The organism is Woodsholea maritima DSM 17123, assembly GCF_000382325.1.
Classification (GTDB): domain Bacteria; phylum Pseudomonadota; class Alphaproteobacteria; order Caulobacterales; family Maricaulaceae; genus Woodsholea; species Woodsholea maritima.
Genome location: NZ_KB908061.1, coordinates 61,052 through 73,526 on the forward strand (window position 1 = coordinate 61,052; position 12,475 = coordinate 73,526).

A 12,475-nucleotide genomic window follows, 5' to 3' on the forward strand; every position below is an offset into this window, starting at 1 on the left:
CTCCAAACTTCCAAGGGCCTGGCTAAAGCTAGGCCCTTTTTCTATTGCCATGGCACGCAAAACTTGATGTAACAACCTCAGTTTGAAGAATTAGCCTTCGCGGTATCTGGTAGCACCATGACCCAATCCACCGATGATCTGCGCCAACATTTGGCAAGCTTCCTGTTAGATCTTGCTGATAAAAATCAAAGTGTTGAGGGTTGGCAGAACTATTCTCATGATGAGCAAAACCAACTGGTCACGATCATCAAGCGTCTATACGACGCTTTAAGCCTGTCCACCACCGCACCCTTGGACGATCTGATCGAAAGCGGCGAGCAAGCCGTCACCCTTCCTCAAGAGGGTATCGCGGGGGCTGATTTCGAAGATCTCAATCCCTTGGGCGAGTTGGGCATTTCTTTTAGCCCGCGGATCTGTCCGGTCTGTCAGCGGCGCATGCCGCTCGGCAAGACCACACACAATCCCGCTGGCTGTACCCATTGTGGACAATAATCATGAGCGATCCCCTGCCCAATGGCCTCTATCTGGTTTATGCCTATCCAGAAAACAGCGATCACCCCGATGATATCGCCTTTGAATTGACGCTAGAGGCGCGTGATATTCCACCCGCTTACAGCCAGCTGAAATCCAATATCGAGCGCACGCTCTCGGTCCTGCGCGCGCTGTATCAGCCCCAAGATAAGGTGTTCAAAGATTATTATGGCGAGCTGCTCGCGCTGGCTCAATATGGTCTGAAAGGCCCCACCGCTCAGCCCCAACAGGCCGAGTTGACGCTGGCCAATCTGCAACAACGCTTTCACAACAGTGAAAAGGGCAAAGTCATATCCCAGCATATGACGAAAACCCTCAAACTCTACGCCATCGTTTTTGGGACCTGCGCGGCGCTGGCGCTCCTGCTTTATGGGCTTTTGGTGTTAACACCTTGGGCCTTTAACCCGGTAGTGTTGAGCACCCTGCCCGGATTATGTCTGGGCCTGACCCTCACCGCCTTTATGCGCTGTAAAACCGTCAACTTCTATGATCTACACGCCATTGATGCCGATCGGTTTTCGCCCTGGATGCGCGCGGCCTTTGCCCTCGTGCTCTTGTGCGTCACCGCGATTTTCCTCAAAGCGGGCGTATTTCAAATTGAGGTGGGCGAGCTTGCCATCTCCGAATTTGATGCCAAGGCCCTCTCCGGCCTCTTATTCGGTCTGGTGGTGGGCATCACCCAAGAACCCCTCATCGCGCGCATCGAAGCCATCGCCAAGAAACCAGCTTAAAACCCCTCGCGTGTAAAAAGTCCCTGCTTTCATAGGAATGTTGGGTACGCTATACGAGAATCCGCACCTTGGAATTGCACGCCTCTCTATTTCTGTTATAACAGAAATTACGAATTTAGAACTCAAAGGAGATCCAGGATGACCGAGCGCCCCAATGCCCCGACACCGCCCTCTTGCGATCTCGCGCCCAAGCCCGCCTTGCGTCAGCCCCGCTGGCCAAACTTGATCGCAGCCCTCGCGCTCAGCCCCGCTCTCGCGGGTCTTATCGGTGGGCCCTTGGTGGTGTTGACGGTTTTCGTCATCGACTGGGTCACCATGCCGGACACGTTCGGTCCTGGAAATCTCACCCTGGACAGCCTGTTTTCGACCCTGGGTGGGTTCATCGCTTTAAGTCTTCTCAGTCTGATTATCGCCATCCCGATGACCTATATCTTTGGGGTGCTGCCGATTGTGGGGCTCTGGGCGCTATTTCATTATAAGGGCTGGCGCGCGCCTAAACAGATCCGCTGGGCCAGCATGGCCGCCGGTCTGATCTTTGCCATCGCATATGCCTGTCTCAATGGCGAGCCCAGCATGAGCGTGATTTTCATTTTACCCGCTCTTATCGCAGGCTATGCTGTCGGCATGATTATCAGTGCCTGGGGGTATCGCGAGAGCCAGCACGTCTCGTCCTAAAACATCACTATGAAAACACTTCGCTATCCTTATTTAATCCTATCCCTGGCCTTGAGCCCTTTGATCGCCGCGGTGATCGCCACGCCGCTTTCGCTGTTACTGGCCTTTGGCTATGACAATCTGGTCAATCCGGTGGTGCGCAGCCAATTACCGCATGACTTTTGCGAAGCCATCAACCAGCTGATCGCCTTTCTGCCGGATCTTGGCTTTGCCCTGATCGCCGCGATTGCGATCACCTATATCTTGGGCAGTTTTCCCATCGTGCTCGCCTGGTGGATCGCCCACACAAAGGGCTGGCGCGAGCGACATCATTTGCAGGTTGCCATGATTATCGCGGGCCTCACCCTGGTCACGGCGTGGACGCTGCTCACCCAAACGCCATCCGCAGCGCTGATCATGGCCCTACCCGCAGCGCTTGGCGGGCTTGGCGTCGGCACAGTGATTTCGGCCTGGGGCTATCGACGTGGATGAGCCCCTCTACCGCATGCGTCATGAGCGCATGCGTACCCGCTTCTTTTATCGCATCCACGCGCTGACATTGATCCTCAGTGCCTGTTTGGCCGTTAACCTGACTATTCCCTATTTCCTCTATCGCGCCAGCCTCAATGCCGCCGATGCCGGCACGCTGCTGGCGAGCCTGCCGCTGGCTTTGATCGGGGGAGCTTTTGCGACCTTTTTTGCGATGGTTTTTCTCGGCACCTGGCCTATCACCTTGGTGTGCAATCTCACTTGGAGCCAATTGGCCCACAACAATCTGATCACACCGAAGAAGCTGAAGACCTATTGCCAGCTCAGCGCCGCGCTTTCAATCTTGGTCGTGATAGGGCTTGTCAGCCTGATCAGTGCCATGGTGACCGGCCAAAGCTTGGGCGTAATTGCCCCATGGACCCTTGGAAGTATTGCGCTGAGCCTTCCCAGCATGATCATTGCTGCAAGCCTTCATCTGCGCCTACTTAAGTGCTATGGCGTTGAGCGTCTCCACGCATAACAAAACCCCGCCGGATGGCTCCGGCGGGGTTTGAAACGCTTCAGTGTGAAAGATCGGGCTTAGACCCATTCTGGACGCATTTTCCAAGCGCAGAACTGGTTCCCACTTCTGCTGAAAATGCTTAGCCAACAATCTCAGTACCGGCGAAGAAGTAAGCGATCTCAACCGCTGCGGTCTCTTCGGCGTCTGAACCGTGTACAGAATTGGCATCAATGCTTTCTGCGAATTCTTTACGGATGGTGCCTTCTGCAGCGTCAGCGGGGTTGGTGGCGCCCATCAGCTCGCGATATTTCGCGATGGCGTTTTCACCTTCGAGAACCTGAACCACAACGGGGCCAGAGATCATGAAAGAGACCAGGTCGTTGAAGAAGCCGCGCTCTTTGTGCACGCCGTAGAAGGTTTCAGCCTGAGCCTTGGTCAGGTGAATGCGCTTTTGCGCGATGATGCGCAGGCCAGCCTCTTCGATTTTGGCGTTGATTTTGCCCGTCAGATTGCGTGCAGTTGCGTCTGGCTTGATGATAGAAAAGGTGCGTTGCAGCGCCATAGTCTTTTATCCTTCTAAGACATGGTGAGAAAACGAAGTCGCGCGGCTTATAACCGGGCTTTCGCGATCTGTGAAGGCGTGCTAGCTCCCCCTTCCCATGTTGCACATCAATGACCTCACTTATCGTATAGAAGGACGACTGCTTTTTGAGCAGACGACCTTTATGTTGCCGGCCAAAACCAAGATGGGTTTTGTCGGGCGTAATGGTACGGGTAAATCGACCCTGTTCCGCCTGATCCGCGGCGAGATCAGCCCCGATGATGGCTCGATCAGCATTCACCCCAGCACCCGCGTGGGCAGTGTCGAGCAGGAGGCCCCCGGCGGGCCGATCTCCATCCTCGATTTCGTCTTGAGCGCCGATCATGAGCGCGCCGATCTGTTGGCGCGCGCCGAAACGGCCACCGATGCCCATGACATCGCCGAGATCCAGACCCGCCTGGCCGATATTGAGGCCCATTCCGCCGAAGCGCGCGCAGGCTCCATCCTGCATGGTCTGGGCTTTAGCGCCGAGGATCAGCGCCGGCCCTGTAGCGATTTTTCCGGCGGCTGGCGCATGCGCGCGGCCTTGGCGGCGACCTTGTTTGCGCGCCCCGACCTCCTCCTCCTCGATGAGCCGACCAATTATCTCGATCTGGAAGGCGCGATCTGGCTGGAGGCCTATATCAAGAAATTCCCCGGCGCAGTGTTCTTGATCTCCCACGACCGCGAGCTGCTTAACAGTTGCACCGATTTGATCGCGCATTTGAAAGATTGCAAGATCACGATCTGGGACGGGCCGTTTGATAATTTCGAGCGTCAATTGGCCGAACGCCAGCGCCTGCAGATGAAATTGAAAGAGCGCCAAGATGATGAGCGGCGCAAGCTGCAAGCCTTCGTAGATCGCTTCAAGGCCAAGGCCAGCAAAGCCAAACAGGCCCAGTCGCGCGTCAAGCGGATGGAGAAGATGCAGCCCATCGCCACGGCGGTCGATGATCCGGTGGCGCCCTTCGATCTCCCCATGGCCCAGCGGCGCATGTCGCCCCCCATTGTGCGCATCGAGGATGGGGCCACGGGCTATGACCCGGAAAAGCCCATCTTAAAGGGCATGAATTTACGCATTGATGGCGATGATCGCATCGGCCTGTTAGGGCGCAATGGTGCGGGTAAATCTACGCTCGCCAAGCTGTTGACCGATCAAATCGACGTGCTTGATGGCACTATGAAGAAGCATAAAAAGCTGGTCATCGCCCATTTTGCCCAGCACCAGATCGACGCGCTGCATCCCAAAACCTCGGCCTATGAACATGTCATCGAGCTGATGCCCGACGCCACTGAGGCCCAGCGCCGCGCGCGTCTGGCCCGCTTTGGCCTGCCCTCTGATCGTCAGGAAACGCCGGCGGAAAATCTTTCGGGCGGTGAAAAAGCGCGCCTGTTGATGAACCTCATCAGCTTTCATGGCGCCCACCTCCTCATCCTCGACGAGCCGACCAACCATTTGGATATGGATAGCCGCGCGGCCCTGATTGAGGCGATCAACACCTATGAGGGGGCCGTTCTGGTCATCTCGCATGACCGCTATCTGATTGAAAGCTGTGTGGATAGGCTCTGGCTGTGCGCCAATGGCACGGTTGGGCCGTATAATGAGGATATGGAGGCTTATCGCCGCTTCCTCCTCAAAGGGGAAGAGGATGGCGAGAAATCCAAAGCCAAGGCCAAGCCCGATGAAAAGGCGGTGCGTCGACGCTCAGCGGCGGAAAAGCGCGAAGCCTTGAAGCCCTTAAAAGCCGAAGCGGCGAAATGGGAAAAGGAAATCGAGCGCCTGAAGGGCATTCTCGTCACCCTGGATAAGGGTCTGGCCGTGCCGGGCCTGTGGGAGAAGGATCCCACAACCGCGACCGAGCTGAACAAAAAACGCGCCCGCGCCGAGGAATTACTGGAAAAGGCCGAGGAAAACTGGCTCGACGTCGCCACTCAACTCGAAGAGGCCGAAGCCGAGGATTAATCCCAACCCTGCAGTATAGCCCCCGGCTCTCCATGGATTCCAAATCAAGTTTGGGGTGACACATGTATGGATTGCCAGACGCCTTCGGCGTCGGCAATGACGAAGGCAGATCTGAAAGCCTCTTTCGCGTCATCCCCGACGCGGTACGCGTCTGGGGATCCATGGATCCCGGCTCTACGCTAACGCTTGGCCGGGAACGCGTCTTCGATCTGAAGGATCGCAAGCGCGAACGCGCGCCCGCAGCGAAGCGAAGCGAGGATGCTAAAATAAATCACGGCCCCGGACGTGATCCGGGGTCTAGATCATAAAGAATCGCCCTGTCATCCCGGACGAACATCAGTGAGATCCGGGATCAATTGAGTTTGCCATCCCGCACACTAGATCCCCGATCAAGTCGGGGATGACAGATCAGGGTAGACTTATCCTCCCCTGTTTACGGGGGAGGTGGCCTGAAAGGCCGCAGGGGGCCATGCCTGTCGGGCAAAAGTCCACGCAGTAAGAACCCTCCGCGCGCGCGCCCTCAGTCAGCGACGCTGACAGCTCCCCCGTAAACGAGGGAGCACAAGACATTGTCATCCCGGCCAAGCGCAGCGTAGAGCCGGGATCCATGCCGTGACCGAGTGTCAAATTTTGACCGACCAGAACCCAGCGCAGCCCGTCCGGCATGGCCCCCAAATCAAGTTTGGGGTGACACATGTATGGATTGCCAGACGCCTTCGGCGTCGGCAATGACGAAGGCAGATCTGAAAGCCTCTTTCGCGTCATCCCCGACGCGGTACGCGTCTGGGGATCCATGGATCCCGGCTCTGCGCTATCGCTTGGCCGGGAACGCGTCTTCGATCTGAAGGATCGCAAGCGCGAACGCGCGCCCGCAGCGAAGCGAAGCGAGGATGCTAAAATAAATCACGGCCCCGGACTTGATCCGGGGTCTAGATCATAAAGAAGCGCCCTGTCATCCCGGCCAAGCGCAGCGTAGAGCCGGGATCTATTAAGCTTGCCATCCCGCACACTAGATCCCCGATCAAGTCGAGGATGACAGGCTTTGAGACAGTATCGCTAATCACCAAGCAAGTGTCGAAAGAGCCCCAACTCAACACCGCGATAACGTCACATCCTTCATCCCTTTTGCACGACGGCGACATTCATCTCACAGCGGGGGCGGAAACCGATGCGAGTATAAAGCCCGATGGCGGTATCATTATCCGCCCAGGAATGCAGGAAGGCGACCTGGCCGCGCGCGCGGATCTCTGCGGTGACATAGGCCGAAAGATGATAGGCGAGCCCCTGCCCGCGAAAATCAGGATGACTGCACACACCGCTGACCTCACAAAATCCGGGAAAGGCCATGCGCTCCCCCGCCATAGCGGCCAGCCGTCCATTCATTCGGATCCCCCACCAGCGGCCCATATAGAATGTGCGATCAAAGAAGGGGCCCGGCTCAGTCAGATGGGCCAACGCCACCATTTGGGGAATATCCTCTTCGCTCAGCGCGACTATCTCTGGCGCGTTGTCACGCATCGCCACCGCGCCATCCAACACCATCTGCACCCCCTTGGCAGTTTTCAAAACCTCAAGATTTTCAGGCAGGTTCAAGGGCGTGCGCTGGATCAGATATACAGGGCGATGAGGCTCAATCAGCGCTACCAAAGCGGACATATCCGCGTCATCATCACTGGCCGCACTGGCAAAGGCATTGACCTCGGGCAAGAAAATTCGCGCCCGCGGCGTACCTCGTGACAGGGCAAAATGGCGATGGCTCAGCGTATGCCAGACCGGACGATCAAGAGCAGCATAGGCCGCATCACGCGTGAGCGCTAACCGGTGGGGAAAACTCGCCTCAGCCAAGCGCGCCTCCAGGGCGTTTAATTGCTCCAGCAAACTGCCCTCCAGGGGCAAACAGGTGCGCATCACCGCAGCCTCCACATCGGGCCAAATGTGATCGCGCGCCTCATCCACCCGGCGCTGGCCCTCTGTGCTCAACACCGCGCGGCGCACCCGCTTGTCATTAGGGTCAATCTGGTCTTCCACCCAGCCGCATTTTTTGAGCTTACCCACAATCTGGGTCACGCCCGGCTGGCTGATCCCCAGGGTCTGGGCAAGATCCTTGATCGCCATCGCCCCCGCCTCATCCAGCACCGAGAGGACCGGACACAGGCTGGCGGTAAAGGGACTGCCCCCCGCACTATGAAGACTTTGCGCTTCGGCCTGCAGCGCCTCACCAATACGCTTAAACCGGCTGCCTAAGGTCAAATATCCTTTGTCACGCAAGGCGTCTCGCATCAAAACTCACTCCATAAATAAGTAATTATATAATTACTTATTTATATAAATGTGTAAAGCCCCAAGCTTTGCATTTCACAACAAAATTCATCTCACACTCAGCCTAGCCTTTGCCAAAGCGCGAAGACGGGCGTAGAGAGGCATTATGCCTCGCCTGACCTCGCTTCATGATTTACCGCCCGGCCCCTTGATGGGGGTTGATGTCGGGTCCAAGACTTTGGGCCTGGCCGTGTGCAATCGCGACCGCACCTTGGTGAGCGCGCTGGAGACGATCTGGCGCGAGAAATTTACCCCCGATGCGCAAAAACTGCTTTCGCTTTATGATGAGCGCGCCTGTCAGGGTCTGGTCATTGGCCTGCCCATTTCGATGGATGGCGGGGATAGCCGCAGCGCCCAATCTGCGCGCTCTTTCGCCACGAATATGCTGCGCCTTCGTGATCTGCCGATCGTGTTCCAAGATGAGCGCCTGTCGACCTTTGCCGCGACCGAGCGTCTGATCGAAGCCGGTGTCAAGCCCAGCCATCGCAAAGCCAGGCTGGATGGTGAAGCCGCCGCCATCATCTTACAGGGCGCACTTGATGCTTTACATCAAGGTTTAGAGCCCCCCGACCCCGCCTGAATCCCCCCGCAGAGAAAGCCCCGCCATGAGCCCCATCTTCGCTGCCCTGATCCCGATCGCTGGCCTGATCACTTTGGGATGGGGGTTGCGCAAGTCGGCGCTGGTCCATGGCGATTTATGGGGCGGGATCAATAAGCTGTCCTATGTGGGGCTGTTACCGGCGCTGTTGTTTTCCACAATCAGCCGCGCAGATTTTCGCGGCCTGGAAGCGGGCCCCTTTCTGATCACCGTCACCTTGGGCTTTGTCATTATGGGCGCGGTATGCCTGGCCCTCAAACCGGTCTTAAAGACCGATGGCCCGACCTATACCAGCGTTTTTCAAGGCGGATTACGCTGGAATGGCTTTGTACTGTTTGCGCTCGCCGCCCCGGCCTTTGGCGCAGAGGGCGCAGCGCTCGCCGCCCTCGTCTTCGCACCTACCGTGCCTTTGATAAATATGATGAGTGTCGCGGTGATGACCGTCTGGGGTAAGTCCGGCAAGAAGCCCAATGCGCGCCGGGTCTTTATGCGCATCCTGACCAATCCCTTGATCTTGGGCTGTGCGGCCGGGGTACTCGCCAATGCGCTAGGCTGGTTCCAGGTGGGGCCTGTGGCCGATACCGCAGAGTTGGCCGGGCGCGCCGCCCTGCCCCTGATTTTGCTATGCATCGGGGCGGGACTGGATTTCTCCGCCGTGCGCGCCAAACCGCTCCTCCTCAGCCTGGCGGTGGTGTTAAAGCTGATCATCTCCCCGGCCGTCTTTTATGGCCTGGGGCGATTAATGGGGATGGAGGGGTTAGAACTGGCGCTGATCACTGCGGTTGGGGCCACGCCGGGCGCGGCAGGCTCTTACGTTTTGGCCAAGGAAATGGGCGGCGATGCGGAATTGACCGCCGGTCATGTCACCGTCACCACGATCCTGGCCTTTATTATGCTGCCCATTTGGATCTCCCTCACCGGCTATATGGGATAAGGGGGAAGAGCAACCTCAGGGTCGCAAGGAAAAAGAAACCCGTCATCCTGGACGAACGACAGTGAGATCCGGGATCTATTGAGTTTGCCCCATAGGGAGATAGATCCCGGCTCAAGGCCGGGATGACAGCGGATATCTATACTCACGCGGCCCCGGACTTGATCCGGGGTCCATGCCGGAAGGGTTGAGCTGGGTTCTGCTCGATCAGAATAAACTGCACACTCACGGCATGGATGCCAGATCACGTCTGGCATAACAAACAGGGTGTGCTCCCCTGTTTACGGGGGAGCTGTCAGCGAAGCTGACTGAGGGGGCATGAGGACACAGAAGGTTACTCTTAAAGAATCCCCATAGTGTCATCGCGGGCAAGCGATAGCGCGACCCGGGATCTATTGAGTTTGCCCCATAGGGAGATAGATCCCGGCTCAAGGCCGGGAACCCATGTTAAATCGAACCATAACGCGGCCCCGAACGTGATCCGGGGTCCAAAATCGAACCCATAGGGTTCGCAAGCGTGAACGCGCGCCCGCAGCGAAGCGAGGAGCTTTAAAAACACGCCCCCTCCGGTCCTAACGGACCACCTCCCCCGCTTTGCAGGGGAGGACATATCTCACATCTGTCACCCCAAACTTGTGTCACCCCAAACTTGATTTGGGGTCCATGCTGGACAGCTTGAGCCAAATTCTGCTCGATCCGAATATACTGCAAGCTCACGGCATGGATCCAGGCTCAAGGCCGCGATGACAAAACCTCAATGGCGCAAACACCGCCGCAAATCACCTCACCCACACCTCACCTCTTGTGGGCTCGCGCAACGGGGCTTATACCGCTTGGCCAATTGCCAGTCATACGCGCCGTGTTTTGCCTGAGCGCGATAAGGATGGTCCCCCATGAGTGCTGACCCTTATGCCTACACCTTCCCTCACAGTGATCTGTTGAGTGTCGGCGGGCTCAATCCCATTGATCTTCAAATGATTTTCACCCGCGCCGAGGAACATTTCGCGCGTAATCAGGGTGAGGACAAAAAGCTGGGCACCTTAAAAGGTTTAACCCAGATCAATCTTTTCTTCGAAGCCTCTACCCGCACCTTGGCCTCGTTTGAGCTAGCCGGGAAGCGCCTGGGCGCGGACGTTGTCAACTTCTCCGCGGGCAATGCCTCGATCAAAAAGGGCGAGAGCCTGGCCGATACTGCCCTGACGCTGGCCGCGATGAAGCCTGATCTTCTGGTCGTGCGCCATGGCAGCGCCGGGGCGGCGCGCTTCTTTGCCCAAACCACCGGGATCGCCACGGTCAATGCCGGGGATGGTGCCCATGAACACCCCACACAAGCCCTGCTCGATAGCTTCACCTTGATCCAGCGCTGGGGCGATGTCGCCGGGCGCCGGATTGCGATTGTCGGCGATATTTTACACTCGCGCGTGGCACGCTCGAATATCGCGCTGCTTAATTTGATGCATGCCGAGGTGCGGGTCTGTGGCCCAGCGACCTTGCTGCCCGGTGATATTGATCAATGGGGGGTCAGCGTCTTTCATGATCTCGATCAAGCCCTTGAGGGCTGCGATGCGGTGATGACGCTACGTATTCAGCGTGAGCGCATGTCCAACGGTCTGTTGGCCTCAGAACGTGAATATGGGGCGCTTTATGGCCTCAATCACCAGCGCCTGGAACATGCCAAGCCCGATTGCCTGATCATGCATCCCGGCCCGATGAACCGCAATGTGGAGATTTCCAGCGCCCTGGCCGATGACCCGGATATCTCTTTGATCTTGGATCAGGTCGAGTCGGGTGTGGCAGTGCGTATGGCGATTTTAGAGCTGTTGGCCCAGAAGGCCCCGTCTATGACCTGGCAAGACCGGGTCAATTATCGTGAGGGAGACGCGTGATGAGCGCATCCATGTTGTTTCAAAACGCCCTCTTGATTGATCCCGAAGCGGGCACGCAAACGCGCGGTCATCTGCGCGTCGAAGACGGCTTTATTACGGACATCGGCACCGATCTTATCCCCAAAAGCGAGGGTGAAGGCGTCATTGACGCCCAAGGCCAGGCCCTGGCCCCGGCACTGATTGATTTACGCGTCAATGCCTGCGCGCCCGGTATCAATGGGCCTGAACCTTTGCATATCACCTTCAAGGCCGCCGCCGCGGGCGGAATTGGCACCCTGGTGCTCAGCCCCGCCAGTGGTCAGGGCATCACCCGGCCTGAAGATCTCGAATGGCTGGATTATCAGGCGCTAAGTGCCCCTGTACGCGTTCTGGGCGCGGGCTATGGCCTGGATGGTGAGGACGGCCTGTCTGAAATCGGATTGATGCTGCGCGCGGGCGCGGCCTATATCGGCGATAAAGGTAAAGCCATAGCCGATACGCGTTTGGCCCGCCGGATCATGGCCTATGCCAGCACGTTTGATGCCGTGGTCTCCCTGCGCCCGGATGATCCCTTCCTGGCCAGTGGCACGATCGCCCATGAATGCGATATGGCCGCACGGATGGGTTTATCCCAACGTCCCGGCGTGGGGGAGCGCATTGGGGCCCAGCGCGATGCAGCCCTAGCTGAACTGACCGGTGCGCGCTTGTTGATGGACCGCATCACCACGCGTGAGGGGTTGGAGGTTTTAAAAACCGCCAAACAAAAAGGCCTCGACGTTTATGGTTCAGTCCCGCTGACCCATCTTCTGTTCAACACGGTCGATATCGGCAGCTTCCAATCGGCCTATCGCTTTGAACCGCCTTTGCGCGAAGAAGAGGATCGTTTGGCGCTTATTGATGCGGTAAAATCGGGCCTGATAGATTTTGTGGTCTCCGATCACACGCCAATGGCGCATTTCGACAAGGATCAACCCTTTGGCGATGCCAAGCCGGGCACCCAAGCGCTTGAAGCGTTACTGCCCGGTCTATGTCATCTGGTGGCAGAGGGCTATTTAACCCTGGCCGAAGCCTTGCGCGCGGTCACCTGTTGTCCTGCGGCCATGTTGGGGCTGGATCAGGGCCGGTTGAAAGTCGGCGCGCCCGCTGACTTGGTGCTGTTCAATCCCGACGCCCCCGCCTTAAGCCTGCGCCAGCCTGCGGTCTCCACCGCACCCAGCGTCTTTGCCGGACGGCGTTTGGCCGGTAAAGTCATCGCGACCTTTATTGAGGGCGAACTGGTCGCCCACGCCCCGACAGAGGATCACGCCTAGTC

13 protein-coding genes are annotated in these 12,475 nt (G+C 57.6%); 11 read left to right on the forward strand and 2 right to left on the reverse strand.

Going from position 1 to position 12,475, the window contains the following annotated elements:
• The first annotated feature begins 117 nt into the window (after positions 1–117).
• From H151_RS0113195 to H151_RS0113215, 5 genes are all read left to right on the forward strand, one after another.
• Positions 118–492: a hypothetical protein gene (locus H151_RS0113195; protein ID WP_019962140.1), complete on the forward strand. Its 375-nt coding sequence runs from the start codon at positions 118–120 to the stop codon at positions 490–492.
• A gap of 2 nt (positions 493–494) precedes the next feature.
• A complete protein-coding gene (locus tag H151_RS0113200; protein WP_019962141.1) occupies positions 495–1,262 on the forward strand; it encodes a hypothetical protein in 768 nt (255 codons plus the stop codon).
• 138 nt (positions 1,263–1,400) lie between these two features.
• Positions 1,401–1,937, forward strand: coding sequence for a hypothetical protein (locus H151_RS0113205; RefSeq protein ID WP_019962142.1), 537 nt, complete (start codon positions 1,401–1,403; stop codon positions 1,935–1,937).
• Between the two features lie 9 nt (positions 1,938–1,946).
• Entirely contained in the window at positions 1,947–2,408 is a 462-nt protein-coding gene (locus tag H151_RS0113210) for a hypothetical protein (protein WP_019962143.1), read from the forward strand.
• On the forward strand, positions 2,401–2,925 hold the full coding sequence (locus H151_RS0113215; RefSeq protein ID WP_019962144.1) for a hypothetical protein: 525 nt from the start codon (positions 2,401–2,403) through the stop codon (positions 2,923–2,925). The genes H151_RS0113210 and H151_RS0113215 overlap by 8 nt, the downstream gene beginning before the upstream one ends.
• Before the next feature lie 121 nt (positions 2,926–3,046).
• Here H151_RS0113215 and ndk read toward each other — a convergent pair whose 3' ends face one another.
• Positions 3,047–3,469: a nucleoside-diphosphate kinase gene (ndk, locus tag H151_RS0113220; protein ID WP_019962145.1), complete on the reverse strand. Its 423-nt coding sequence runs from the start codon at positions 3,467–3,469 to the stop codon at positions 3,047–3,049.
• Between the two features lie 97 nt (positions 3,470–3,566).
• Between ndk and H151_RS0113225 the strand changes: the two genes are divergently transcribed.
• The gene (locus H151_RS0113225; protein WP_019962146.1) at positions 3,567–5,450 is read left to right on the forward strand and encodes an ABC-F family ATP-binding cassette domain-containing protein; all 1,884 of its coding nucleotides are present in this window, start codon (positions 3,567–3,569) and stop codon (positions 5,448–5,450) included.
• 694 nt (positions 5,451–6,144) lie between these two features.
• Positions 6,145–6,390: a hypothetical protein gene (locus H151_RS0113235; RefSeq protein ID WP_019962148.1), complete on the forward strand. Its 246-nt coding sequence runs from the start codon at positions 6,145–6,147 to the stop codon at positions 6,388–6,390.
• Positions 6,391–6,566: 176 nt separating this feature from the next.
• On the opposite strand, the gene H151_RS17400 is transcribed toward H151_RS0113235, so the two are convergent.
• Positions 6,567–7,730, reverse strand: coding sequence for a GNAT family N-acetyltransferase (locus H151_RS17400; protein WP_019962149.1), 1,164 nt, complete (start codon positions 7,728–7,730; stop codon positions 6,567–6,569).
• A gap of 145 nt (positions 7,731–7,875) precedes the next feature.
• Here H151_RS17400 and ruvX point away from each other — a divergent pair, with 145 nt between their 5' ends.
• The 4 genes from ruvX to H151_RS0113260 all read left to right on the forward strand — a co-directional run bounded on the left by ruvX (position 7,876) and on the right by H151_RS0113260 (position 12,473).
• Positions 7,876–8,349 carry a Holliday junction resolvase RuvX gene (gene ruvX / locus H151_RS0113245; RefSeq protein WP_019962150.1) on the forward strand — a complete coding sequence of 158 codons (474 nt, stop codon included), beginning with the start codon at positions 7,876–7,878 and terminating at the stop codon, positions 8,347–8,349.
• 25 nt (positions 8,350–8,374) lie between these two features.
• Positions 8,375–9,301 carry an AEC family transporter gene (locus tag H151_RS0113250; RefSeq protein ID WP_019962151.1) on the forward strand — a complete coding sequence of 309 codons (927 nt, stop codon included), beginning with the start codon at positions 8,375–8,377 and terminating at the stop codon, positions 9,299–9,301.
• Positions 9,302–10,191: 890 nt separating this feature from the next.
• Positions 10,192–11,184 (forward strand): aspartate carbamoyltransferase catalytic subunit, encoded by a 993-nt coding sequence (locus H151_RS0113255; RefSeq protein ID WP_019962153.1) that lies wholly within the window; start codon positions 10,192–10,194, stop codon positions 11,182–11,184.
• Positions 11,184–12,473 carry a dihydroorotase gene (locus H151_RS0113260; RefSeq protein WP_019962154.1) on the forward strand — a complete coding sequence of 430 codons (1,290 nt, stop codon included), beginning with the start codon at positions 11,184–11,186 and terminating at the stop codon, positions 12,471–12,473. Before H151_RS0113255 ends, H151_RS0113260 begins: the two co-directional genes overlap by 1 nt.
• Positions 12,474–12,475: the final 2 nt, after the last annotated feature.

What these genes read in the sequence shown, in the direction of transcription:
- H151_RS0113195 (WP_019962140.1), top strand. Translation starts at nt 118, where the DNA reads ATGACCCAATCCACCGATGATCTGCGCCAACATTTGGCAAGCTTCCTG.
- H151_RS0113200 (WP_019962141.1), top strand. Translation starts at nt 495, where the DNA reads ATGAGCGATCCCCTGCCCAATGGCCTCTATCTGGTTTATGCCTATCCA.
- H151_RS0113205 (WP_019962142.1), top strand. Translation starts at nt 1,401, where the DNA reads ATGACCGAGCGCCCCAATGCCCCGACACCGCCCTCTTGCGATCTCGCG.
- H151_RS0113210 (WP_019962143.1), top strand. Translation starts at nt 1,947, where the DNA reads ATGAAAACACTTCGCTATCCTTATTTAATCCTATCCCTGGCCTTGAGC.
- ndk (WP_019962145.1), bottom strand. Translation starts at nt 3,469, where the DNA reads ATGGCGCTGCAACGCACCTTTTCTATCATCAAGCCAGACGCAACTGCA.
- H151_RS0113225 (WP_019962146.1), top strand. Translation starts at nt 3,567, where the DNA reads ATGTTGCACATCAATGACCTCACTTATCGTATAGAAGGACGACTGCTT.
- H151_RS0113235 (WP_019962148.1), top strand. Translation starts at nt 6,145, where the DNA reads ATGTATGGATTGCCAGACGCCTTCGGCGTCGGCAATGACGAAGGCAGA.
- H151_RS17400 (WP_019962149.1), bottom strand. Translation starts at nt 7,730, where the DNA reads ATGCGAGACGCCTTGCGTGACAAAGGATATTTGACCTTAGGCAGCCGG.
- ruvX (WP_019962150.1), top strand. Translation starts at nt 7,876, where the DNA reads ATGCCTCGCCTGACCTCGCTTCATGATTTACCGCCCGGCCCCTTGATG.
- H151_RS0113250 (WP_019962151.1), top strand. Translation starts at nt 8,375, where the DNA reads ATGAGCCCCATCTTCGCTGCCCTGATCCCGATCGCTGGCCTGATCACT.
- H151_RS0113255 (WP_019962153.1), top strand. Translation starts at nt 10,192, where the DNA reads ATGAGTGCTGACCCTTATGCCTACACCTTCCCTCACAGTGATCTGTTG.
- H151_RS0113260 (WP_019962154.1), top strand. Translation starts at nt 11,184, where the DNA reads ATGAGCGCATCCATGTTGTTTCAAAACGCCCTCTTGATTGATCCCGAA.